At 60.5% G+C, this 23581-nt stretch carries 20 protein-coding genes; 10 read left to right on the forward strand and 10 right to left on the reverse strand.

What is annotated here, in order from left to right; translation table 11 throughout:
• Positions 1-178 precede the first annotated feature (178 nt).
• Together CVS30_RS06585 and CVS30_RS06590 are read left to right on the forward strand one after the other, a co-directional pair.
• Positions 179-1105 (forward strand): NADP-dependent oxidoreductase, encoded by a 927-nt coding sequence (locus CVS30_RS06585; RefSeq protein WP_110484541.1) that lies wholly within the window; start codon positions 179-181, stop codon positions 1103-1105.
• A gap of 174 nt (positions 1106-1279) precedes the next feature.
• Positions 1280-2476, forward strand: coding sequence for a hypothetical protein (locus CVS30_RS06590; RefSeq protein ID WP_110484542.1), 1197 nt, complete (start codon positions 1280-1282; stop codon positions 2474-2476).
• A 101-nt stretch (positions 2477-2577) separates the two neighbouring features.
• On the opposite strand, the gene CVS30_RS06595 is transcribed toward CVS30_RS06590, so the two are convergent.
• The 3 genes from CVS30_RS06595 to CVS30_RS06605 all read right to left on the reverse strand — a co-directional run bounded on the left by CVS30_RS06595 (position 2578) and on the right by CVS30_RS06605 (position 5749).
• Complete coding sequence (locus tag CVS30_RS06595; RefSeq protein ID WP_110484543.1) at positions 2578-3096, reverse strand: GIY-YIG nuclease family protein; 519 nt, start codon at positions 3094-3096, stop codon at positions 2578-2580.
• Positions 3097-3192: 96 nt separating this feature from the next.
• Positions 3193-4032, reverse strand: coding sequence for a DMP19 family protein (locus tag CVS30_RS06600; protein WP_110484544.1), 840 nt, complete (start codon positions 4030-4032; stop codon positions 3193-3195).
• 220 nt (positions 4033-4252) lie between these two features.
• A complete protein-coding gene (locus CVS30_RS06605; RefSeq protein ID WP_110484545.1) occupies positions 4253-5749 on the reverse strand; it encodes an XRE family transcriptional regulator in 1497 nt (498 codons plus the stop codon).
• A gap of 146 nt (positions 5750-5895) precedes the next feature.
• On the opposite strand from CVS30_RS06605, the gene aceA reads away from it, so the two are divergent.
• The 3 genes from aceA (at position 5896) to CVS30_RS06620 (ending at position 9859) form a co-directional block, all read left to right on the forward strand.
• Entirely contained in the window at positions 5896-7218 is a 1323-nt protein-coding gene (gene aceA, locus CVS30_RS06610; RefSeq protein WP_110484546.1) for an isocitrate lyase, read from the forward strand.
• Between the two features lie 114 nt (positions 7219-7332).
• Positions 7333-8979 carry a malate synthase A gene (gene aceB / locus CVS30_RS06615; protein ID WP_110484547.1) on the forward strand — a complete coding sequence of 549 codons (1647 nt, stop codon included), beginning with the start codon at positions 7333-7335 and terminating at the stop codon, positions 8977-8979.
• Positions 8980-9154: 175 nt separating this feature from the next.
• Complete coding sequence (locus CVS30_RS06620) at positions 9155-9859, forward strand: DsbA family oxidoreductase (protein ID WP_110484548.1); 705 nt, start codon at positions 9155-9157, stop codon at positions 9857-9859.
• Between the two features lie 117 nt (positions 9860-9976).
• Here CVS30_RS06620 and CVS30_RS06625 read toward each other — a convergent pair whose 3' ends face one another.
• The 5 genes from CVS30_RS06625 to CVS30_RS06645 all read right to left on the reverse strand — a co-directional run bounded on the left by CVS30_RS06625 (position 9977) and on the right by CVS30_RS06645 (position 15776).
• Positions 9977-10816: a carbohydrate ABC transporter permease gene (locus CVS30_RS06625; RefSeq protein WP_110484549.1), complete on the reverse strand. Its 840-nt coding sequence runs from the start codon at positions 10814-10816 to the stop codon at positions 9977-9979.
• On the reverse strand, positions 10809-11783 hold the full coding sequence (locus CVS30_RS06630; RefSeq protein ID WP_110484770.1) for a carbohydrate ABC transporter permease: 975 nt from the start codon (positions 11781-11783) through the stop codon (positions 10809-10811). Before CVS30_RS06630 ends, CVS30_RS06625 begins: the two co-directional genes overlap by 8 nt.
• 199 nt (positions 11784-11982) lie before the next feature.
• Entirely contained in the window at positions 11983-13281 is a 1299-nt protein-coding gene (locus CVS30_RS06635; protein ID WP_110484550.1) for an ABC transporter substrate-binding protein, read from the reverse strand.
• Positions 13282-13581: 300 nt separating this feature from the next.
• Complete coding sequence (locus CVS30_RS06640; protein ID WP_110484551.1) at positions 13582-14637, reverse strand: LacI family DNA-binding transcriptional regulator; 1056 nt, start codon at positions 14635-14637, stop codon at positions 13582-13584.
• 8 nt (positions 14638-14645) lie between these two features.
• Positions 14646-15776 (reverse strand): ROK family transcriptional regulator, encoded by a 1131-nt coding sequence (locus CVS30_RS06645; RefSeq protein WP_370800500.1) that lies wholly within the window; start codon positions 15774-15776, stop codon positions 14646-14648.
• 255 nt (positions 15777-16031) lie between these two features.
• Between CVS30_RS06645 and CVS30_RS06650 the strand changes: the two genes are divergently transcribed.
• The 5 genes from CVS30_RS06650 (at position 16032) to CVS30_RS06670 (ending at position 20569) form a co-directional block, all read left to right on the forward strand.
• On the forward strand, positions 16032-16766 hold the full coding sequence (locus CVS30_RS06650; RefSeq protein WP_110484553.1) for a sugar phosphate isomerase/epimerase family protein: 735 nt from the start codon (positions 16032-16034) through the stop codon (positions 16764-16766).
• Positions 16767-16771: 5 nt separating this feature from the next.
• Positions 16772-17878 (forward strand): Gfo/Idh/MocA family protein, encoded by a 1107-nt coding sequence (locus tag CVS30_RS06655; RefSeq protein WP_110484554.1) that lies wholly within the window; start codon positions 16772-16774, stop codon positions 17876-17878.
• A gap of 13 nt (positions 17879-17891) precedes the next feature.
• The gene (locus CVS30_RS06660; RefSeq protein ID WP_110484555.1) at positions 17892-19067 is read left to right on the forward strand and encodes a Gfo/Idh/MocA family protein; all 1176 of its coding nucleotides are present in this window, start codon (positions 17892-17894) and stop codon (positions 19065-19067) included.
• 3 nt (positions 19068-19070) lie between these two features.
• Positions 19071-20072: a sugar phosphate isomerase/epimerase family protein gene (locus CVS30_RS06665; RefSeq protein WP_110484556.1), complete on the forward strand. Its 1002-nt coding sequence runs from the start codon at positions 19071-19073 to the stop codon at positions 20070-20072.
• A gap of 116 nt (positions 20073-20188) precedes the next feature.
• On the forward strand, positions 20189-20569 hold the full coding sequence (locus tag CVS30_RS06670; RefSeq protein WP_110484557.1) for an RNA-binding S4 domain-containing protein: 381 nt from the start codon (positions 20189-20191) through the stop codon (positions 20567-20569).
• Positions 20570-20656: 87 nt separating this feature from the next.
• Here the strand turns inward: CVS30_RS06670 and CVS30_RS06675 are convergent, their stop codons facing one another.
• Positions 20657-21826: an ABC transporter ATP-binding protein gene (locus tag CVS30_RS06675; protein WP_245934471.1), complete on the reverse strand. Its 1170-nt coding sequence runs from the start codon at positions 21824-21826 to the stop codon at positions 20657-20659.
• Positions 21804-23552, reverse strand: a complete 1749-nt coding sequence (locus tag CVS30_RS06680) for an ABC transporter permease (RefSeq protein ID WP_110484558.1) — start codon at positions 23550-23552, stop codon at positions 21804-21806. Before CVS30_RS06680 ends, CVS30_RS06675 begins: the two co-directional genes overlap by 23 nt.
• Positions 23553-23581 lie beyond the last annotated feature (29 nt).

Here is a 23581-nt window from a genome sequence, read left to right on the forward strand (position 1 = left end):
TTGTATCTGCGCGCCAATAGGGACGTATCTGGCGCAGCTTCAAAAGTGGCGCCACATTCGCAGTGAATGCTACGCAGACGCATAAGGAATCTTCGGCACACCCACGCCGTTGCACCCAATGGACGCCCATAACGGCTCTCAAGCAGCAAGGAAAGGAATCCCCACGATGAGCGCAACAATGAAGGCCATGACGTATGCACAATACGGCGGCACTGAGGTTTTGGAACTCTCGCAGCGACCTACCCCCAAGGTCGGGCCGGGCGCGGTGTTGATCCGCGTCAAGGCAGCCGGGGTCAACCCCGTTGATTGGAAGATCATGTCCGGCGGACTCGACGCGTTGATGGATGTGAACTTCCCCGTCACACCGGGCTGGGATGTGGCCGGAGTCGTGGAAGCGGTGGGTTTTGACACCCCCGAATTCGAGGTGGGCGATGAAGTGTATGCCTACGGCCGTCGCGACACTGTACAAGGCGGCACTTTTGCCGAGCTGGTGGCCCTCCCCGCGGCACTCGTGGCACACAAGCCCGCAACCTTGAGCTGGGAACAAGCCGCCGCACTCCCCCTCACGGGTCTGACGGCACAGCGCACGCTTGATATCTTGGGTGTCTCTGCCGGCCATACCTTGTTGATCCATAACGGTTCCGGCAGTGTGGGCCGCAGCGCTATTCAGCTGGCCGTCAACGCGGGCGTCCGCGTCATCGCAACGGGATCCGTGAATAATCACCCCCGGCTCCGTGAACTTGGCGCCGAAGCCATCGAATACGGCGAAGGACTCGTGGAGCGTGTCCGAGCGCTGGCACCGGAGGGCGTCGACGCCGTGGCGGACTTTACCGGCAATGTCCTTGACGACACTCTGGCGCTGCTCAAGAGCGGTGGCCGCCACGCGTCCATCGCCGATTGGGGCGTCACCGCCCACGGCGGGCACTACGTGTGGGTGCGCCCCAGCGCAGAAGAGCTGGAACGGCTGAGTTTCCTGGTCGAGGTTGGAACGCTCACGGTCGATGTGGCGCAAACCTTCCCCATGCAAGATCTGGCGCAGGCCTTCGAGGCCAATATGTCCGGCCACGGTGCTGGCAAGATCGTCATGACCGAGTTCACGGCCTAACGCGCCCCGGCACCGTTTCGACGTCACTTCCCCACGCTGTCCTCACCCACTGGACCACCGACCGGGTTGAGGGCAGCGCGGGACGGGAGTGACGCCGTCGTACTTTAATCCTCACTGCCAGCGAAGTGCAGCTACGGTTAAGGGGTCCTCTCTCCGCTGACCGCAAGGAACCCTGTGGCACAGAAAAACAAGAAGTCCCGTTTCGGCAACCCGGCCAAGGCCGCCGCTGACGCCGCCGCACGCGGAAAGGTTGCGCCGTCCTCGGCCGATGAGCGACTGCAGCGTGCCATGGAATCGCTGGCGCCAGGATTTGTCGCGTGGCTGGAGGAGCAGAGCCGGCCCAACAAGTCGATCGACACGAGCCTGCTGATCCTGGACGATTTCTTCGATATGTACCGCATTATCGAGCCGAAAACCGATCCCACAGCGCTGGTCCCGGAGGCCGTTGCGGAGGTCATGGAGGTCACCGCCCACGCCAATCCGCTGGGTGTGCTGACGCTGCGTGCCGGGGTCCGCGACTATGTGAATTATCTGGCGCACGCCACGCTTTGGACCGGATCGGCCGATGACCTCGCCGCGATTCAGGCCGAACTGGCGCGCACGGGCCGGGACACCGAGGGCTTCGACGCGGACGTCGATGAGGAATTGGCCGTGGAGGACTACGAGTTCGCGGAGGTCTACATCCCCGAATTGACCCAGGAAGAGACCTTGCAGGCAGTCTTCGAGGCGCCCCTGTGGAAGAATGCCATGGCGCTGCTCGACTGGATCGGGGATGGCAAGGATCTCACCGCGGACCGCACCCTGCAGGACAGCGTCGGCGCCGCGGCCACCCTGACCCACAGCGGTTTGGGGGTTCTCTCCGAGGCCAGCAAGTTCACCACGCCTGAAGAGCACGACGGCGCCCGGCTGGGAATTTATCTGGAAATGCTGGACGTGGCAGGACTGATCACCGTCGGCGACTCACAGATTTACGTCACCAAGCCGGTCGTGGATGCCTCGGCTGATGAGGACGACATCATCGCGACCATGCGCGAGCTCATCGGCCTTTACATTTTCTCTGTCACCTTGGAGGGCTCCGAAGAGGGCGACTACGAGTACTGGCAGCTGGAGATGAGCGATTGGCTGACCCAGAGCTCCTCCGAAAACCCGCCCGAAGCAGCGCCCATTATTCAGGCATTGTCCGATCCCGAGTCTGTGCACCCGGATCTGCTCGCGATTGCCCAGAACATTGCGTTTTGGGCTGAGGAAGGGTTGGTCACCGTGGGTGAGTTTATCGAGGTGCCGCCGATCTTCCGTGCGGACGTCTTTGAGATGCTCAGTGATGACCTGCCGGTCAACGCCGTCGGGCCGGGCGCCGCGTTTGCGGAATAACCGTGATTCGGCGACTTAGCGCCAGATCTTGGTTCCTTTGATCCCGAAAACGACGATGCCTCCAGCTGCTTAGCAGTTGGAGGCATCAAATCTTTAACTCTTTATCCCTTGTCGCGCAGGGCGTTGCGGTGTGCCGTGGCAGCGGTCGCCGAGACGTGCAGCTGCTCGGGTGTGCGGGCGTCGCGGTTCAGGGGCGGGCAGAGTTCTTCACGCATGCTGTCCTCGAGGCCTGCCACCGGCTCAAGCTCAGCCACCACGGCAAATGACATGCCCAGGTTGGCGACCATCCACGCATTGAGGATCTCTTCATCCACATCGGTCAGCCGCGGATGCGCCGACTTTCCGTGCCACTGCGCCTGCAGCCCCAAGAGGGCTGCCAGAGAACGGCGAAGCGTTGACTTGGACGTCTGGACTCCATGGTGCTTTGCGCGGGTCCGAAGGTTTGTCGCCTTGCCCACATACAGCAAGTCACCACGCTTCAGCGGCGTCAACTCCGAGGGCCAGCTCGCCGTCTTGGGCAGTGCCCCGCGCAAGTAAATCTTGTAAATTCCGGGGGCAAAAGGCATAGCTTGCCACGCGGCTTTGATCGGAGCGGTGGCGGTCCATTTGAGATCTTCCATGCGTTGACCTTACGGCAAAGCCGAAGCATTCCTTTCTTCGGCTTCCCTCTGGACCACCACCCACAGCCCCTCGGCTCACGCTGAGCCGCTCACCGATTACGCCTCGGCGAGCTCATCTTCGAGTTCAAATTCCACCGTGGCGATGATTTCCTTGCTGATGGGATCGAGCATGACGGCCTCTTCGTCGTCGTCAATCATGAGGAACTCGCCCTTGTTGGTCGTGAAGTGCCAGGCTAGGACGGTGGCACCGTTGTGCTCAAAGTTGGGATCGCCCATCGTGATCTTGAGCAGCTCATGACCGGCCACGGAGCACAGCTCACGGATGACGAGCTCAAACTCGGGCGCATCTTCCAGTGCCGCCTCGGCCCGGCGGGCCTCCAGATCGGTGACAGTTGCGACGCGGGTGGCGATGTGCGCCTCGAGTTCCTCGGCATCCAAGATCAGCAGACCCTCCTGACCGCGCAGCCATTGGGCATTCAAACCCGTGACATCTTCGGATTCAAAGAGTTCTTCAAATTCATTGTCGAGTTCTTCCATGGCAATGACACCCTCGGACCGCTCATCCTGCGCCTCATCCTCATCCTCGAGGTACGCCTCGGTGTCCTGTTCTGATAGGAGATCGTAGAGGGCGGCCGTGCGGTTGAAGAGTTCCAGGTGCGCCTTCGCACCCATCGCCTCGAAGCCCTCGCGGATGTAAGCGTCCAGTTCCTCGCGATCCGGTGTCATGAAAACATACTGGGCGAATCCGCCGTCGAGCGCCTGGGTGAGGTAGAAGTCTACAAAGTAGCTCCGCAAAGCATTCGGGGCGATCTCATCGGCGTTCAGGAGTGCCTGGTACATCTCATTCACAACAGAAACATTGTCGCCAACAACGTCCTCGTTATCGGCAGCAGCGCCCTGGGTGGTCAATACGACGGGGAAATGGTGCGTGGTCATGGAAGTTCCTCACTCTTGGGAGCCAAAGCTGCTCCTGACACCTTCACGCTATGGTGCCAAGCCGGACAGAAGGCCGAAAGTGAGGTGAACGTCAGGCGAAGATCCGGAAAACGTTGCTCCGAGACGCTTTCCCCGTTTGAGTCGCCAGATCACGCCCTTCTGGAGCGTCAGAAGGGCGTGATCTGGCGACTCAACGTGGGAATCCGGGCTCAGGGGCGCTCTAACGCCCCTCGTGCGCGGCGAGGAAGCGGTACACCTCGGTTTCGTCGACGCCAGGGAAGGCTCCCTGGGGCATGGCGGCCAGCAGATGCGAATTGGCGCGCGTCGACGGCCAGGCGTGACCGGACCACTGCGCCGACAACTCGGCCGGTGGACGGCGGCAACATCCGGGATCGGGGCAGCGGGACAAGGATCGCTCCGTGGTCTCACGCCCGCGGAACCACTTCACGTGTTCGTACGGCACCCCGATGCTCAGCGAATACTCGCCCGAGGAGTGCCGCTCCGTCCGGGCCGTGCACCAGTAGGTGCCGGCCGCGGTATCCGTGTATTGGTTAAAGGCCCGGAATTTATCGGGCACATCAAACACAGCCCGCGAGGTCCAGAAGCGGCACACGGCCTGCCCCTCGATGGCGCCGGTGTGATCGGCAGGGAAGTTCACGCCGTCGTTCTCGTAGGCCTTGTGAATGATCCCCGACTCATGCACCTTCTGGAAATGCGTCGTGATACCCAAATGCTCTGTGGCGAGGTTCGTGAAGCGGTGCGCGGCCGTTTCATAGGAGACGGAGAACGCGTCGCGGATGTCCTCAATGGCCAGCTCCTTGGCCGTCTTCGCCTCCTTGAGGAAGTCCACCGTGGCCCGCTCCGGCATGAGCAGGGAAGCCGCGAAGTAATTCGTGTAGACGCGCTGCCGCAAAAAGTCGGCATAACTGCGCGGCGTCTGATGCCCCAGAACGTAGTGCCCCAGCGCCTGCAACAGCACCGAACGCGGGTCATGATCGGAACGCTGCCCTTGCGTGAGATAAATTCGGCGATTCTTCAAATCCGTCACCGAGCGGGTGGAATGCGGCAGATCGCCCACGTAGTGCAGGTCAAAACCGAGGTGCTCGGCAACGTCCGCGGCCACATGATGCGAGAGCGGCCCATGATTATGGCCCACCTTGGCCAGCAGCTCCTGCGCCTGCCGTTCGATCTCGGGGTAATAGTTGTTCCGCTCGCGCATTTCCATCCGCAGTTCGGTGTTGGCCCGGCGCGCCTCCTCAGGGGTGGCCGACTGCTCATCCAACCGCCGCTCCAGCTCATGTTGCAAACCCACGAGCGACTCGAGAACTTCCGTGGAAAGCCGCGAGCTGACGCGCACTGTGGGCAGCCCTAGCGACTGGTAGAGGTGCCCGCGCTGCGCCCTTTCCAGCTCGATTTCCAACGCGGCTCGACGGCTCGGCGGCTCGGCTCCCAGAAGCTGTTCAAGTCCGACGCCGAGTGCCCCAGCCAGTCCCTGAAGTAACCCGAGCTTGGGCTCACGTTTGCCATTTTCGATCAACGACAATTGCGACGGCGCAGCCCCCACCAGCTCGCCCAGATCGTCCAAGGTCAGGCCCAATCCCTTGCGCAGATGCCGCACCCGGCGCCCAAGCGAAATGATGTCCAGCTCGCCTTTTGCCCCAGCCCCACCCTCTCGCGGAGTCGGAGTCTCGCCTGTGTTCCATCCCACATTAGTCATTTCTTGAGGATACGTGAAGAACTGCGTTTCTTTCCAGCACTTACCCCTAGCAAGGGCTTGAAAAGCTCTGAATAGTAGAAACCACGAAGAAGGAACAGCAATCCCGGGCCACGACAGGCCGGACTCACCGCAAAGGAGCGAACACCATGAGCGCAGCATTTGAACCCACGTCAACGCCGGAGCAGAACAACGCCAAGGCCGCCGCGGCCCTCGAACTCGAGTGGGCAGCCAACCCCCGCTGGACCGGGATCGAACGCTCCTACACAGCTGCCGACGTCGTCAAGCTCCGCGGGAGGGTCACGGAGGAACAGACGCTGGCCCGCCGTGGTGCCGAAAAGTTGTGGAATCAGCTGCGTAACGCCGGCCCGTCCGACTACACCAACGCACTCGGCGCGTTGACGGGAAACCAGGCCGTGCAGCAGGTCAAGGCAGGGCTGAAGGCCATCTATCTCTCCGGTTGGCAGGTTGCCGCAGATGCCAATACCTCGGGCAACACCTACCCAGATCAGTCCCTGTACCCCGTGAACTCGGTTCCCACGGTGGTCCGCCGCATCAACAACGCGCTGCTGCGTGCGGATCAAATCGAGTTCTCCGAGGGAAAGCAGAGCGTCGAGGACTGGATGGTTCCGATCGTGGCCGACGCCGAGGCCGGCTTTGGTGGCCCGCTGAACGCCTACGAACTCATGAAATCCATGATCGCCGCCGGCGCCGCTGGTGTTCACTGGGAAGACCAGCTCGCCAGCGAGAAGAAGTGCGGCCACCTGGGCGGCAAGGTATTGATTCCCACGGCGCAGCACGTCCGTACCCTCAACGCCGCTCGCTTGGCCGCCGATGTCTGCGATGTTCCGTCCGTCATTGTTGCCCGCACCGACGCCGAGGCCGCCACCCTCATCACCTCCGACGTCGATGATCGCGACAAGCCGTTCATCACCGGCGAGCGCACCCCCGAAGGGTTCTACACCGTCCGCAACGGCATTGATCCGTGTATTGCCCGCGGTCTGGCCTATGCACCCCACGCCGATCTCATCTGGATGGAAACCGGCACCCCGGATCTGGCCCACGCAAAGAAATTTGCCGACGCCATCCACGCGGAGTTCCCCGACCAGATGTTAGCCTACAACTGTTCACCGTCGTTCAACTGGAAAAAGCATTTGGACGACGCCACGATCGCCAAGTTCCAACGCGAACTCGGCGCCATGGGCTTCAAATTCCAGTTCATCACCTTGGCTGGGTTCCACGCCCTGAACTACTCGATGTTTGACCTCGCCCACGGTTACGCCCGGGACGGGATGAGCGCCTACGTCGAACTGCAAGAGCGCGAATTTGGCGCAGAAGAACGCGGCTACACCGCAACTAAGCACCAGCGCGAAGTGGGCACAGGCTACTTCGATCTGGTCGCGAGCGCACTGAACCCCAACAGCGGCACTCTCGCATTAGCTGGTTCCACCGAAGCCCAGCAGTTCCACTAACCCCCTCAGTCCCTTCCTTCCATCTGTGTGGCAGTTGATACACCGATTCGGCCCGAAATGGTGCCAATTCGCACAACAACTGCCACACAGATTGGCCAGCCCAGGAGAACCCCCATGAATTCCACGAACAGCCTGAACGGAATCACGTTCAACGGCATCACCATGACGGCGCCGCCCATTTACCGCCAGGATGAAATCCTCACCCCTGAAGCCTTGGACTTCATTGCCGCCTTGAATCGCAACACGACGGCGCGACGTCACGACTTGCTGCAGGCTCGCCAAACGCGTCGCAGCCAGATTTTGAGCGGCAGCGATCCTCGCTTCTTGCGCGAAACCTCTCACATTCGTGAAGACCCAAAGTGGCGGGTGGCACCGCCCGCTCCCGGGCTCGAGGACCGGCGCGTGGAGATCACCGGGCCCGTTGATAAGAAGATGACCATCAACGCCTTGAACTCCGGCGCCAAGGTCTGGCTGGCCGATATGGAAGATTCCTCCACCCCCACCTGGGGCAATGTCATCCGCGGCCAGCTCAATCTCATTGACGCGCTGGAACGCCGCATCGACTTCACGAGCCCCGAGGGCAAGGAATACAAGCTGGCCCCCGCGGAGGAACTGCCCACCATCGTGGTCCGTCCCCGCGGCTGGCACCTTCCGGAGAAGCACCTGCTGATCAATGGCAAGCCGATGGCCGGTGGTGTCGTGGACTTCGGGTTGTATTTCTTCCACAACGCCCGCCGCCTCATCGCCCAGGGTAAGGGCCCGTACTTTTACCTGCCGAAGATTGAAAACCATTTGGAAGCTCGCCTGTGGAATGACATCTTCATTCAGGCTCAGGATTTGCTCGGCATCCCGCAGGGCACCATCCGCGCCACTGTCTTGATCGAGACCATCACGGCCGCCTTTGAGATGGAGGAGATCCTCTACGAGCTGCGCGATCACGCGTCCGGCTTGAACGCCGGACGCTGGGACTACCTGTTCTCGGTCATCAAGAACTTCCGCACCCGCGGCCCGCGCTTTGTGCTCCCGGACCGCAACCAGATCACCATGACGGCACCGTTCATGCGGGCCTACACCGAGCAGCTCGTCCGCGCCTGCCACCGCCGCGGCGCCATGGCGATCGGCGGCATGGCAGCCTTCGTTCCCAATCGTCGCGATGAGGAGGCCAACGCCAATGCGATGGCCAAGGTCCGCGCCGATAAGACCCGGGAAGCCAACGACGGTTTCGACGGTTCCTGGGTTGCCCACCCCGATCTGGTCCCCGTTGCCATGGAGGTCTTCGACGAGGCGTTGGGCTGGAACCCCAATCAGATCAGCCGCCTGCGCGAGGACGTGGAGGCGGACGACCACGCCCTCCTCAACGTCGCCGGCACCCAGGGCAACATCACCGAGCAAGGCATCCGCGACAATATCTGGGTTGGTATCCAGTACATCGAATCGTGGCTGCGCGGTCACGGCGCCGTCGCCCTGAACAACCTCATGGAGGACGCCGCCACCGCGGAAATCTCCCGCTCCCAGATCTGGCAGTGGATCCACAGCCAGGCCATCACAGATCAGGGCGAGCTCATCACCTACGACTGGGTCAAGGAGCTGCTCGAGGAGGAGTTCGCCCGGCTCCCCCATTTCGAGGGCAACCGCTTCAAGGACGCGCTAGAGATCTTCACCGACGTTGCCATGGGCGAGGAGTTCCCGGCCTTCCTGACCACCTCCGCCTACGCCAACTACCTGCACGCCACCGAGGATCGCGAGCTCGCGGCCGCCTAAGTTTGCTTGCCTACACCGGATGCAACGCCACTGCACACCCGATGGTCGGGTCCCGGTGTGGCAGGCATGATTTTCCCCCAAGCACGACGGCGTGAGGCGAGTTTCACACGAAACTCGCCTCACGCCGTCGTGCTTCATACGGAATAACCGTCCATATTTCTTTGTTGGCCCGAGTATGAAGATTGAGATCTGGTCCGACGTGGCCTGCCCCTGGTGCTACATTGGCAAGCGCCGTTTTGAAACTGCCCTGAACGCATTCCCGCACAAGGATTCCGTGGAGGTACAGTGGCGCAGTTACCAGCTGGACCCCAGCCTCCCCGAGCACTATGACGGCACCGAGCTGAGCTACCTCAGTGAGCGCAAGGGCATGGACCCGTCGCAGGTTGCCGGCATGTTTGCCCACGTCACCGAGCAGGCCGCGGGCGAGGGACTTACGTATAAGTTCGACGATGTGGTGGTGGCGAATAGCTTCAACGCCCACCAGCTGCTGCACCTGGCCAAGGCTAACGGCAAGGGCGACGTCGTCAAGGAAGCGCTGCTGTCGGCGCACTTTGAGCACGGCGTGGACATTGGAAGCCGCGAAGCTCTGGTGCGCGTCGGCACCGAGGCCGGACTGGCCGCCGATGACGTCAACGAGGCGCTGGACACCGACAAGTACGCCGATGACGTTCGTCAGGACTTTGCCGAGGCCCGCGCGATCGGTGTCACGGGTGTTCCGTTCTTCGTCATTGACAGAAAGTACGGAATCTCCGGCGCCCAGCCTGCCGAATTGTTCACGCAGGCGCTGGAAGAGGCTTGGAAGGAAGCTAACCCGCTGACCATGGTCAGTGCTGGTGGATCCGATGCCGAAGCCTGCGGTCCGGACGGCTGCGCGATCTAATTCCTCGCCTCGGCGGCCGTCAAACCGGCCCCGCACCAAAAAATGCCATAGCTGGGCATTCTCGCTATAAGTCGACCTATGGCGAGAATGCCCAGCTATGGCGTTTGTTGTATCTAGCTACTTCACAGCACCTGCGGTTAGGCCAGCCACGAAGTTCTTTTGCAGGAGCAAGAAGCCGATGACGATCGGGATGCTGACCACTACCGAGGCGGCCATGATCTGGTTCCAGTACACATTGGTCTGCGTCGAGTAGAGCTGCAGTCCCACGGCGAGCGTACGGTTCGCATCTGTCGTCATGACCGAGGCAAAGAGCACCTCACCCCAGCTCGTCATGAAGCTATAAATGGCAACGGCAACAAGTCCGGGACGGGCTGCCGGCAGGATGACCTTGATCAAGGCACGCATCGGACCACAACCATCAACCTTGGCCGCTTCATCGAGTTCCCGTGGGATTCCATTGAAGTAACCAGCGAGCATCCAGATGGAGAACGGCAGGGAGAACGTCAGGTAAGTGATGATCAATCCCGCTCGCGTACCCACGAGCTGAATCCCAAAGTTGGTGTTGATGTTCACGAAGATCAAGAACAGCGGCAACAAGAACAGCACACCTGGCAACATCTGCGTCGAGAGCACGGCCCCCGAGAAGAGCGACCGGCCGCGGAAGGTGTAACGGGACACCGCATAGGCGGCGAATATGGCGATGATGAGCGAGAGCACTGTGGATACGGTAGAGACGATCACCGAGTTCACGAAGTAGTCGGCCAGCGGGACCGTCTTCCACATGTCGATGTAGGGCTGGATCGTCAACGTTTCCGGCCACCATGAGAATGTCCCTTGGACATCCTTGAGCGGCTTGAGCCCCGAGATGACCATGACATAGATGGGAATGATGGTGAAGATGCTCAGCAAGGTGATGGTGACGACTCTAAAAACTTTGGTGCCGGTTGTGTCATGCATTGTCTTTCCTCCGGTTCATGAAGAGAACGTAGATTCCGCTGACAACCATCAGGAACAGCAAGAGCAGAACTGACATGGCAGCGCCGGAGCCAAAGTTCCAGGTCAAGAACGAAGCGTTGTAAATATGGAAGGAGATCAGGTCGCCGGCTGGGGGCTGCGAGCCACCAAACAAGACGAAGGGGGTGTTGAAGTCGTTGAAGGTCCACAGGAACATGACCAAGACCAGCGATATGTTGACAGGGCGCAGCATGGGCAGCGTAATGTTCCACCACTGGCGCAGCGGCTTGGCACCGTCAACGGATGCTGCTTCGTAGACATCTGTTGGGATCGACTGCAGGCCAGCCATCAACATCAAGAAGGCGAAGGGCCACAGGCGCCAGATAGCAACAATGACGACGGAGATGAACGCGTTGTCACCGATGAGCCAGAACGGCTTGTCGCCGGGCAGGCCTAGGTTGTCGAAAATCAAGTGGTTAAGGGCGCCGTTGTCCTTCTGCAGCATGAACTTCCAGGCGATGACGCCGGCGTACATGGGCAAGGCGTAGGGAATGAGGAACAAGGTGCGGAAAATGGCGCGCCCCTTGAAGGTCTTCTGCAGGGCCACAGCGGCAGCCATGCCCAAGCCCCAGGAGATGCCAACTACCAAGAGAGTAAAGGCGATGGTGATGCCGAAGGACTTCAGCAGTCCCATTCCGACGGCGGAGTCGAAGTCGAGTGCGACCTGGTAGTTTTTCAGGCCCACAAAAGGCGCGTTGCCCCAGTTGGAGATGAACATCTTGGTGAGCTTAAGGAAGCTCATCCAGATACCGGTGACCATGGGAACTACGTGGACGAAAAGCTCGAAGATGACAGCCGGTGCCAATAACGCATAAGGCAACCACCAACCCTGGCGGCGGGGCTTGCGAGCTTTCCTTCCGGTTGCCCCGGCGGCGGGGCCGGTGTTCTTTACGGCGGTGGATGCAGACACTGCGAACACTCACCTTTCTGAGAAGGATCGAAGACTGAGGGTGGCGGAGCACTCACGCCTGAAGAAGAACGTAGGTGAAACTGGCTGGCAGGAAAGGCACGGCCAAAGGGATAAGAGAGCTAACGGGCAGGTAGCGCGGGCACCTGCAGGTGTTCCAACTTCGGGCCGCCAAGCGACCCGAAGTTGGAGAACAAGCAGACTAGCTGGCTGCTTCGACAGCTTGCTGTGCGGTGGTCAGAGCCGCCTTGATGTCTTCCTTGGTGACAGTTCCACCCGAGGCGATCGTGGCGAACATCTGGTTCATGGCCTTACCAACGGTGCTCTCGAACTGATCTTCAGCAGGTACGAGGGGCAGCGGGCGAGACTTGTTTTCGTAGATATCGGAGAAGGTCTTCGCCAGTTCTGCATCATCCGTGAAGCTGGGGGTGACTCCGGCCAGGACGGGCAGTGCGGCGAACGGCTTGTCGAGTGCAGCCTGGGTGGTTTCGCTCGTCATGAACTTCACGAATTCCAGTGCACCGTCCTTGTTCTTCGTGTTCTTGAAGATGGACATGTTGATACCGGCAACCATGGTGGCTACTTCAGTGCCGCCCTTGGGTGAGGGGAAAGCGACGACACCGAACTCGTCATCTTTCATACCCTGAGAGCTGATGGAGCTATTGGCGTTGCTCTGGGTCAGCATCATGGCCACCTTGCCATTGGCAAAGTCATTGACGGCCCGGGTTGCGTTGTCGTACTGAGCATTTCCGGGGTCAACAACCTTGTCCGTCTGCATGAGGTCAAGGTAGCGGGAGATGCCGTCGATGATGCCATCTTCGGTGAAGGTGGGTTTACCTTCAGCATCAAAGAAATCAGCGCCGTTCTGGGCTGCGTTAATGAAGGCGAAGTGTGAATTCTCGGTGTAGCTGCCGGCGGCAAGGGCGAAGCCGTGCTTGTCACCAGTGGTCAGCTTCTTGGCAGCGGCCACCATGTCTTCCCAGGTGGTGGGCGGCGTCAGGCCGGCATCCTTGAACATGGCCTTGTTGTAGTACAAGCCGTAGGCCAAACCGTAGAGAGGTACGGAGGTGGGGTCTTCTCCGGGGACTCCACCGGTGTCCATGGCCGTCTTGACGAACTTATCCTTGCCGCCGATGGCATCCAGTGCCGCAGAGTCGAAGGGCAGGAAGGCGCCCGTGGACTGCAGTGAAGCGGCCCAGGTGTTGCCGATGTTGAGCACGTCAGGTGCCTGACCGGAGGTGACTGCGGTCTGGATGCGCGTCTGCAGGTCGTTCCAACCGATGACTTCAAGGTTGACCTTGATTCCGGTTTCTTCTTCAAACTTCTTCAGCTGCGGGGTAAGAACTTCTTTGTCGTTATCCAGGCTCGTGCCTTGGTTGCTGGCCCAGTAGGTCAGGGTCTTACCAGCTGATGGATCCGACGCATCGTTTGCAGATCCGCTGCAACCGGTCAGGGCGAGTGCCGCAATGGCCGCTACCGCGGCAAGAGAACGAATTTTCACTTCAATGACTTCCTTGTCTGAGGGGTTAGCCTGGAAAATCTTCAGGTCTTAGATGTGGCGCAGGCCACACCCAAGGGCGTGAGTCCAAACCTAGACGAAACTTATGCCGAGCGTCAATCAAAAGTAAGAAAGTTATGAAAAACTTATTGATTCGTGACCGTCGGATCCTCAGAATAGGAGATTTAGACCGAACGATAATTGGGCTCAGATGGCGAGAATTCCGCGACTTTCCGCGGCATGGAGGCACTCCTGAACGGAAGATGGTCGTTACTGAACCGGTTAACTTAGGCTTCGAGGACTTTACTGATTCGGGTGCCGTCGAACCACGCCGAGACTAGCCCTCTGCCGCAGCCCGGCGGATTGCATCCGCACATTGTGAGGCTCGTGCCCTTGAACAATATCCAGCAATAGCGAAGCCGATTGCCGACCAAGTTCGGCGATGTCACGCTGAAGCGCCGCCACAGGTGGTGAACTGAATTGACACATGATCGAGTCATCCCAACTGACCACGGACACCTGCTCGGGCACCGAAAGTCCCAGCTTTTTCAGGGCGGACAAGCCCCCGACGGCCATGAGATCGTTGCCATAAACAAGCGCCGTGGGGAAGTCCCGTGCCGCAGGTTCCAGGCCGGCCAGGAGCGCAATCGTAGCCATTTCACCGTCGGCCGCCGTGTAGTCCGAGGCCACGACAACCATCGAGATCCCCAGTGAACTCGCATGCTTTTCGACGGCGGAACTTCTGGCGCGTTCATGCTCCAGCTGAGCTAACCCCGAGATGTAAGCGATCCGGCGATGCCCTCGCTCCGACAAGGCCTCCACTACCGTCAAGGCATCCCCCGACTGATCCACTGACGTTGCCGCACTTCTCGCCGTCGCCCCATGGGCGCCTCCCACCCAGACGCAGGGCAGAGCCAGCTCGGTCAGCAACGGGGCTCGTGGATCATTGCGACATTCATCAAAGAGGAGGACACCGTCAACGCGACCCTCACCCGACCAGCGTCGATAAACTCCAAGATCACGCCGTTCGGCACCAGTCTCCGGAGCGACGATGCGCAACATCAGGTTCTGCTCTCGCTCACCAAGAATGGCCTCGATGCCAGCCAAAACACTCATGTAGAACGGCTCGGAACCTACATCAGCCGGATCTCGCAACAGGACAATTCCCACGGCTTCGCTGCGCGATTGCGACAGGGCCCTGGCGCTTGAATTGGGGTACCAGCCCAGCTCCGCGGCCAGCGAGAGAACCTTTGCGCGCGTTTCCTCACTGACGCCACTGCGGCCATTGAGCGCATACGAAACCGACGCCTTAGACATACCCAATTGCTGCGCCAAGGAAGCGATAGTCACGTTGGCCATATGAATCCCTAGGGCTGTTGCTGCACGAGGTGCTCGACACTGGCCGGGGAGAGAACGTGGTCGATCACCATGTGCCCGGCTCCCAGAACGCCAGCGTGTCCACCTGCCATGGATTGCACGATGCGCAGCCTCGCCGTGGCCAGGGGAAGCGAGCGCTGGTAAACAATCTCGCGCACGCCAGCCATTAAGTATTCTCCCGCCGACGACAACCCACCACCGATAACAATGACCGAGGGGTTGAGCAGGTTCACGCTCGCGGCCAGGACGTCGCCAACGTCGCGGCCAGCCTGTCGCATCGCGGCAATTGCGGCCAGATTCCCGCGCCTGGCCAATTCCAAAACGTCATCACCGCTCGTCGCGGGAACCCCCGCCGCGGCCAGCGTCGCCGCCACCGCCGGCCCCGACGCCATGGCTTCGAGGCAACCAATATTGCCGCAGCGACACATGACATCTCCGCCGCGAGGAACCCGCACATGGCCAATATCTCCGGCCGTTCCATCGGCGCCACGCTGCAGCAGCCCCCCGCTGATGATGCCGGCACCAATACCCGTGGCAACCTTGATAAACAGCAGATTTTCGACGTCGGGCCAGTGCGAGGCACGCTCCCCCAGCGCCATGATGTTGACGTCGTTATCGACCAAAACATCCACATCAAAGCGATTCTGCACATAGGCAGGAACGTCGAATCCATCCCAGCCTGGCATGATCGGCGGGCTCGCGGGCTTACCCGAGGAGTGCTCCACAGGCCCCGGAAGGCCAATGCCGACGCCCACCAGTTCGCGCGCGTGACGCCCGGCCCTAGCAATCACTTGATCGCTGAGCTCAAGCATTTGATCCAGAACGGGAATGGGTCCGGTCGCAATGTCAATGACTTCCCGGATCTCGCTCAGCACGGTTCCGCGCAGGTCCAGCAGCGCCACGAGGATGTGTGTGGCGCCCACGTCGACCGCCAGGATGATGCGGGCAGAGGGCTGAAAGGCAAAGCGCGACGGCGGACGCCCCCCTGAGGAGATGGCCTCACCTGCCGGGCCAATCAGTCCCGCAGCGGTGAGGGCGTCTATACGGGCCGCAACGGTTGAGCGGGCGAGCCCGGTAATGCTGGCGAGTTCCGCTCGAGTCCGGGCGTGACCATCACGCAAAAGTTGAAAAACGTCCCCAGCACGGGATTGCCCGTAGGACGGTGCAGTGGTTTCTTGACTATCTGCACCGCCTGGCGACTCTCGACGCGATACGGGCACTACTGGTGACTTTGACATTCACAATAGATAACACAAGGACTTCCAACTGTCACAATTATTTGGATTGCGAAGTAAATGCAAACTTTTGCTTGACCATCGTCAAAAGTTCCCATAAGTTGATCTGGAACACACATTCATGCCTTTCAGGAGTTCCCAATGACGTATTCTCTGCAGCTGTACACCGTTCGCAAGCCCCTTGAAGAAGATCTTCCCGGCACGATCGCTCGTGTGGCGGAACTGGGCTTCACCAAGGTTGAGCCTTACAACTTCGTCGCCACCGCCGATGCCCTTGCCGCAGCCTTTGCCGAGCATGGCATCACGGCTCCTTCCGGCCACGCACCTCTCCTCAAGGATGACCAGGACGAGATCTTCGCCGCTGCCAACAAGCTGGGCATCACCACCGTCATCGACCCCTTCATCCCTGCCGAGCAGTGGCAGAGCGCCGAGGACATCCAGAAAATCGCCGCCGGCCTGAACGCCGCAGCGAAGAAGGGGGCCGAATATGGCGTCCGCGTGGGTTACCACAACCACCAGTGGGAGCTCGAGTCCAAGATCAACGGCACTACGGCCTTGGAGTACTTTGAAACTTTGCTGGATCCCGAGCTCGTGCTCGAGGTCGACACCTACTGGGTGTCCGTTGGTGGCGCCAACGCCGTTGACGTCCTGACCAGCCTGGGTGACCGCGTGAAGTTCATCCACATCAAGGACGGCCCGCTGACCACCGACAACCTGGCGCAGCTGCCCGCCGGCCAGGGCCAGGTCCCCGTCTGGGACGTCATCGAAGCCGCCAAGTCGCTGGAAGTTGGCGTCGTGGAATTTGATGACTACGCCGGCGACATCTTCGACGGCATCGCAGAAAGCCTCGCCTTCTTGAACCGCGGAAAGGCCTGATCACCATGGCAAAGACTGGACCCGTAGGCGTCGCTTTCATCGGCGCAGGCAATATCAGCAAGCAGTACCTGGACAACCTCACCAAGTTCCCCGATGTGAAGGTACTTGTCATCGCGGACCTCTTTGAGGACGCCGCCGCCGCGCGCGCCGCGGAATACGGTGTGGAAATTTCCGGTGGCGTTGACGTTGCGCTGAACCACCCCGATGTTGAAATCATCGTAAACCTCACCATCCCGGCCGCCCATGTTGAGGTTGCCACGGCAGCCGTCAAGGCTGGCAAGCATGTGTGGACCGAAAAGCCGTTCTCGCTTGACCGCGAAAGTGGACTGGGGCTTTTGAAGGAAGCTCAGGCCGCAGGCGTTCGCTTGGGCTGCGCGCCCGACACCTTCCTCGGAGCCGGCTTGCAGACGGCCCGCCGTCTGATCAACTCTGGCGCCATCGGCACCCCGTTGACAGCATTGACCATGTTCCAGTCCCCCGGACCGGAATCCTGGCACCCGAACCCGGCGTTCCTGTTCCAGCAGGGTGCCGGTCCGCTCTTCGACATGGCGCCCTACTACCTGACCGCATTGGTCCAGACCTTTGGCCCCATCGCAAAGGTCGCCGCCGTCGGAAATACCGCTTTCCCCTCCCGCACCATCGGCTCGGGCCCGAAGGAAGGCGAGGTATTCGACGTCGAGGTTCCCACCCATGTCAGCGCCATCGCCCAGTTTGAATCCGGCGCGTCCTCGCACAGCGTCTACAGCTTCGAATCTCCCAAGGCTCGCACGGGCTTCGTGGAAATCACGGGCACCGAGGGCACCATCTCCTTGCCTGATCCGAACAACTTCGACGGCGATATCCAGCTGTGCAAGCGTGGCGAAGAGGACTGGACCACCATCCCGTCCGAAGGCCCAGCAGATGGCCGCGGCCTAGGCGTGCTCGACATGGCCCGCTCCATCCGCGCCGGAGTTCCGCACCGTGCCGCGGGCGAACTGGCCTATCACGTCCTGGATGCCATGGTGTCCATCGCCGAGTCCGTTGACAGCGGCGAATTTGTGTCGGTCGCCAGCACGGCCACGGCTTCCGAGCCCGTGCCGGTGGACTGGAACCCCGCCGCAGCAACCCTTTAGGAATCCCACGACTATGACCTCCCCTCAAGCATCCCCCGCCCGCCCCTTGGGTGTGGCCGCCATTGGCTACGCCTTCATGGGGCAAGCCCACTCCAACGCTTGGCGCACGGTAGCCAGCCACTTCGACGTTCCCGACTTTGAACAAAAAGTTCTCGTTGGCCGGGACGCCGTTGCGGTGGCTGCTGCCGCCAAGAAGTACGGCTGGAGCGAATCTGCCACGGATTGGCGGGAGGTCATAACGCGGGACGATATCGACATCATCGATATTTGTGCCCCGGGCTGGCTCCACGCTGAAATTGCGACGGCGGCCCTCGCCGCCGGCAAGCACGTCCTGGTGGAGAAGCCACTTGCCAATACCGTTGCCGAATCCGAGGCGATGGTGGCCGCGGCACAGGCGGCACGCAGTGTTGGCGTGCGCTCCATGGTCGGCTTTAACTACCGTCGCGTACCGGCCCTGGCCTTGGCTCGCAAACTCATCGCCGCTGGTGAGTTGGGCACTGTCCGTCAGGTCCGCGCGTCGTACTTACAAGACTGGCTAGCCGACGCTGAGTCACCCATGACCTGGCGCCTACGTAAGGAAACGGCCGGATCTGGCGCGCTGGGCGATATTGCCTCGCACGCGATTGACCAGATTCAGTATCTGCTCGACGACACCGTCACCGAAGTTTCCGGCAAGCTGCATACCTTCGTCTCCGAGCGTCCCGGCCCTGATGGGCTGGAGCCTGTGACGGTCGACGACGCCGCATGGGCAACCCTGACGACGGCCGGTGGCGCCATCGCCAGCGTTGACGTTTCACGCGTGGCGCTGGGGCAAAAGAACGCCCTGACCATTGAGGTTTATGGCACGGCTGGGTCATTAAAGTTCAATCTGGAAAACCCGAATGAACTGTTCTTCCTCAACGGCACGGAGCCCATTGAGGTCCAGGGCTTCCGGCGCATCCTCGTCACGGAACCCGAACACCCGTACATTTCAGGGTGGTGGCCGCAGGGACATGTGATTGGCTGGGAGCATAGCTTCACCCACCAGATTCGCGACTTCCTCAACCACATCGCCACGGGAACCGACCCCTCACCCTCCTTCGAGGAAGGGTTCGGCGTCCAGCAGGTCTTGGCAGCTGTCGAGGCCTCCGCGGCCGCCAACGGCATCACCGTCACCATTCCCTCCCTCCTCCCCACGTCAAAGGACTAACTCATGGCACGCCCGTACACGTTATTCACCGGCCAGTGGGCCGATCTGCCCTTCGAAGAAGTCGCGAGGCTCGCCTCCGAGTGGGGCTATGATGGCCTGGAAATCGCCTGCTCCGGCGACCACCTGGATCCCTGGCGCTGGGACGAGCCCGGCTATGTCGAGGGTAAGCTCGCACTCTTAGAGCGCTACAACCTCAAGGTCTGGGCCATTTCCAACCACCTCAAGGGCCAAGCAGTCTGCGATGACCCCATCGACTTCCGCCACGAGGCCATCGTTGGCACCAAGGTGTGGGGCGACGGGGATCCCGAGGGCGTACGCCAGCGTGCCGCAGAGGAAATGAAGCTGACGGCTCGTTTGGCGCAGGCACTCGGGGTGAAGACCGTGGTGGGTTTCACGGGTTCCGCCATCTGGCAGTACGTTGCCATGTTCCCGCCGGTTCCCCAGTCCGTCATCGATGCGGGCTACCAAGACTTCGCCGACCGCTGGAACCCCATCCTCGATGTCTTTGACGAGTGCGGCGTGCGTTTCGCTCACGAGGTTCACCCCTCCGAAATCGCCTACGACTACTGGACCACGGTGCGCACACTTGAAGCCATCGGCCACCGCCCGGCGTTTGGCCTGAACTGGGATCCGTCCCACTTCATGTGGCAGGGCATCGACCCGGTCTCGTTCATCTGGGACTTCAAGGATCGCATTTACCATGTGGATTGCAAGGACACGAAGCTGCGCCCCACCGGCCGGAACACGGTCATGGGATCGCACCTGGCCTGGGGCGATCCGCGCCGCGGCTGGGACTTTGTCTCCGCAGGCCGTGGAGATGTGCCCTGGGAATCCTCGTTCCGCGCACTGACGGCCATTGGTTACGATGGCCCCATCTCCGTGGAATGGGAAGACGCCGGCATGGACCGTCTCCAAGGCGCGCCCGAGGCTCTCGCAGCGTTGAAGAAGTTCGATTTTGCCCCCTCGGAGCTCTCCTTCGACGCCGCATTCAGCAACCAGGGCTAGCACTTCGCCCTCCATTCGCCGGGGTCAGACCCGGAGCCGCAGTTTCAGACGTAGCGCTACGTCTGCCACTGCGGCTCTTCGTCTGACGCGGCGCCCGGCGCTAGAGTAGATGCACTATGAGCATTCCGAAGAACTCACCCGCGGCGGTCCGCGTCGATGCCTGGCTGTGGTCCATCCGCGCCTACAAAACCCGCTCGATGGCGACGGCCGCCTGCCGCGCAGGCCACGTGAAACTCAACGATGCCAACGTCAAGGCCTCTCAAATTGTCATCCCGGGCGATATGCTCCGCGTCCGGCAGCCCGGTTACGACCGAATTTTGGAGGTCCGCGCGCTCATCAACAAACGCGTCGGTGCCGAGGCAGCCAGCCATTGCTTCACCGACCACACTCCCCCGCGCCCCGTCCTCCCCGCGTTGGGTCTGCCGCAGCGTGACCGCGGCACCGGCCGTCCTACCAAAAAGGACCGCCGCGATATGGACAGACTGCGCGGCGAGTAGCCCTCGCGGCGCAGCCCTCCGCTTAAACTCACGTGCCGCCGTCGTTCTTTAAAGAACGACGGCGGCACGTGCCTTTAACTTCTTCCCTCAAGACTCCGCGTGGACCGGCAGGAGCCAGCCGCGATCGGCCTTTATCCCAACGCTTACGGTGTCCATGGGCTCAAAGATTTCGTTGGCCGCGGGATCTGATACGAGCGCAACGATGCTGCCGGTATCTGTCTCAACCTCGTACTCCACCGATTCACCGTGGAAGATTGCGCTAAGTACCCGGCCCACCTCACCGTGCACGCTATCAGCGGCCGGATTAGGTGTGAGGATCACCGACTCCGGACGCACCATGAGCAAGACTTCACCCTCAAGGCTGACATCTGGATGCGTCGCGACCTCACGCTCTAGGCCCAGCGCAAAGGCTCGCGCCCGGCCATCGACAGGGTCTACCAAGAGCGTGGCATCCAAGAAGTTTGCTCGGCCAATGAAGTCGGCGACAAAGATGGAGGAGGGGTGACGGTAAACCTGTTCCGGCACATCAATCTGCTCAATCCGGCCCTGATTCATGACGACGATGCGGTCCGAGAGCGTCATGGCCTCGTCTTGATCATGCGTCACGAAGATACTCGTAATGCCCAGACGCTTCTGCAGACGGCGGATCTCATTTCGCATCTGCACACGGAGTTTGGCATCCAGGTTCGAGAGCGGCTCGTCGAAGAGCAGCACCTTGGGGCGCATGACCAGCGCCCGGGCCAGTGCCACGCGCTGCTGCTGTCCACCAGAGAGCTGATGCGGCGCGCGTTCGGCATACGGCATCAAGTTCATGATGGTCAGTGCGGTATCCACTTCCTCACGCAGACGCTTCTCCGACGTCTTCTTCAGGCGCAAGCCATAGGCCACATTCTGGCGTACGGAAAGGTGAGGGAAGAGTGCGTACGACTGAAAAACCATAGACATGGGGCGCTTGTTGGGCGGAACCGAAACCATATCGGTGCCATCGACTGTGACATGGCCAGAGGTGGGAGTCTCAAAACCTGCGATCATACGCAGGGTCGAGGTTTTTCCGCAACCGGACGGACCCAGCAAGGTGACAAACTCACCCGCCCTGATGTCAAGATCGACGGAATCGACGGCGATCGGATCGTCGACACGATTGCCGTACCTTTTGGTTAATGCGGAGAGGGTGACCTGCCCGCTTTCCAGGGCTGGCGCAAATTCGCTAGCGTCGGCGGTGATGGGTGTCGGGTCAGCGGCGGTGAGATTGTCCACGGAAGACCACCTTTCGAATGATGACGTTCAGGAGAAGAATGACGAGGAGCACGATGCCGATCAACACGGTGCAGTATGCAAATGCGTTACCGAACCGGCCAGAATCAACCTCGGCAAGGATCTGGGAGGTCATGATTTTGATCCCAGGGGTGGTCAGGAAAACGATGGGCGAAAGCGTCGTCATCGACCGGGCAAAAGCAAAAGTCAGTCCGGTCAACAACGCCGACTGGATAAGCGGCAAGGTCACCTTGCGGAACGTTGTTGCCGAGTCCGCTCCGAGCGAGGTCGAGGCTTCCTCAATAGCGGGATGGATCTGTTGCAAGGCCGAGACGGCGGCACGCTGTCCTGATGGCAAGGACCGGGCGATGTAAACCATCACGATGGCTACAGCACCGGCAAGTATTGCCGATCCACCAGCCAAAGCGGGGAACACCTGCAGACCAAAAATGTTCACGGGCTTGTTGTAGGTAATCAAGTAACCAATGCCCAAGACGGTGCCGGGGATAGCAAGCCCCAACATGCCAATGAAGTCGATCAGGCCGCTGGCCCGTTTGAGTTTCCGGACCACAAGCCAGCCAATCAGCATGCCCAGCAGCCCCGCGATGGGTGCAGCAATCAAGGCCAGAATCGTTGTGTCAACCATGGCCTTTGAACCGAGCCCGGCCAGCACAAATTGATAATGCGCCAGCGTCAATTCGTTATTGACCCCGGGGACTTTCAGGAAGCCACCGGCCAAAACTGTTGCGTAGATGGAGACGATCAGTGCCGCCAAGAAACCGACAATTACAAGCACGGGAATACGGATGCTGGGGGCCGAGATCTGTTCGGTGGCCCCGGCGGGCTTACCGGTAATGGAGACCACCGATTTACGGGACACCCAGTATCTCTGCACCAAGAAGACCAGCAAGGCCGGCAACATCAGGGTCAAGGAGTAGGCGGCACCCGCTTGCATGTTGAACTCACCAGTCACGGCCAGGTAGGCACGGCTGGCCAACACTGTGTAGTCCCCACCCAAAACCAAGGGGTTAGCGAGGTCGGCGATGGATTCTACGAATAACAGTAGGAATGATCCGGCAAGGCCAGGAACCAGCATGGGGATCGTGACGGTGAAGAACACCCGCAATTTACTGGCCCCGAGCCCAGCGGCCGCCTCGTCAAGAGACGGGTCAAGGCTTTCGAGCATCCCTCTGATGTTCATATAGGCAACAGGAAAGAAGGACAGCGACAAGACAATGGTCAACCCGGGCAATCCGTAGATATCCGCTTGCCAACCAAAGATGCCGTTAGTGATGGCTCCGTTGCGTCCAAAGAGGGTAATTACTGCTGTTGCAACGGCGAAAGGAGGAGCCACAATGGGGATCATCGCTAGGAGATGAAGCGCCCGTTTACCTCGGAACTTCACCTTGACCTGCGCGTAGGCGAACAAGAAACCCACCAGGGTTCCTGTAGTGCCAACGATCAGTCCTAGGAGCAAAGTGTTAGCAATGATGCGGTGGTTGACCGGATCTGTCACCATCCGAGCGAGGACTTCCAGACCCTTTGGCGCAAAAGCCGAGGTTAGGAGGCCATACAGCGGGAAGCCAATGATGAGCAACAGGATGGCGCAAACAATAGTCGTCAGAATAACAACGGCCGGATCTTTGGCGCTTTTCCCGTTCCGTTTGAGCTTTGGTGCAGTTGCCCGGACACTGTCCGGAACCGGTGCGTCGATCAGGGGAATAGCCATGATGTCCTTTCGGCTCTCGTTCGATTCCT

The sequence above is a fragment of the Arthrobacter psychrolactophilus genome (assembly GCF_003219795.1).
Classification (GTDB): domain Bacteria; phylum Actinomycetota; class Actinomycetes; order Actinomycetales; family Micrococcaceae; genus Specibacter; species Specibacter psychrolactophilus.

Excerpts from the sequence above, each read along its gene's own strand:
- CVS30_RS06670 (WP_110484557.1), top strand. The coding sequence starts at position 20,189 with ATGAGCATTCCGAAGAACTCACCCGCGGCGGTCCGCGTCGATGCCTGG.
- CVS30_RS06680 (WP_110484558.1), bottom strand. The coding sequence starts at position 23,552 with ATGGCTATTCCCCTGATCGACGCACCGGTTCCGGACAGTGTCCGGGCA.
- CVS30_RS06625 (WP_110484549.1), bottom strand. The coding sequence starts at position 10,816 with ATGCATGACACAACCGGCACCAAAGTTTTTAGAGTCGTCACCATCACC.
- CVS30_RS06660 (WP_110484555.1), top strand. The coding sequence starts at position 17,892 with ATGACCTCCCCTCAAGCATCCCCCGCCCGCCCCTTGGGTGTGGCCGCC.
- CVS30_RS06655 (WP_110484554.1), top strand. The coding sequence starts at position 16,772 with ATGGCAAAGACTGGACCCGTAGGCGTCGCTTTCATCGGCGCAGGCAAT.
- CVS30_RS06620 (WP_110484548.1), top strand. The coding sequence starts at position 9,155 with ATGAAGATTGAGATCTGGTCCGACGTGGCCTGCCCCTGGTGCTACATT.
- CVS30_RS06600 (WP_110484544.1), bottom strand. The coding sequence starts at position 4,032 with ATGACCACGCACCATTTCCCCGTCGTATTGACCACCCAGGGCGCTGCT.
- CVS30_RS06595 (WP_110484543.1), bottom strand. The coding sequence starts at position 3,096 with ATGGAAGATCTCAAATGGACCGCCACCGCTCCGATCAAAGCCGCGTGG.
- aceA (WP_110484546.1), top strand. The coding sequence starts at position 5,896 with ATGAGCGCAGCATTTGAACCCACGTCAACGCCGGAGCAGAACAACGCC.
- CVS30_RS06640 (WP_110484551.1), bottom strand. The coding sequence starts at position 14,637 with ATGGCCAACGTGACTATCGCTTCCTTGGCGCAGCAATTGGGTATGTCT.
- CVS30_RS06585 (WP_110484541.1), top strand. The coding sequence starts at position 179 with ATGAAGGCCATGACGTATGCACAATACGGCGGCACTGAGGTTTTGGAA.
- CVS30_RS06650 (WP_110484553.1), top strand. The coding sequence starts at position 16,032 with ATGACGTATTCTCTGCAGCTGTACACCGTTCGCAAGCCCCTTGAAGAA.
- CVS30_RS06665 (WP_110484556.1), top strand. The coding sequence starts at position 19,071 with ATGGCACGCCCGTACACGTTATTCACCGGCCAGTGGGCCGATCTGCCC.
- aceB (WP_110484547.1), top strand. The coding sequence starts at position 7,333 with ATGAATTCCACGAACAGCCTGAACGGAATCACGTTCAACGGCATCACC.
- CVS30_RS06605 (WP_110484545.1), bottom strand. The coding sequence starts at position 5,749 with ATGACTAATGTGGGATGGAACACAGGCGAGACTCCGACTCCGCGAGAG.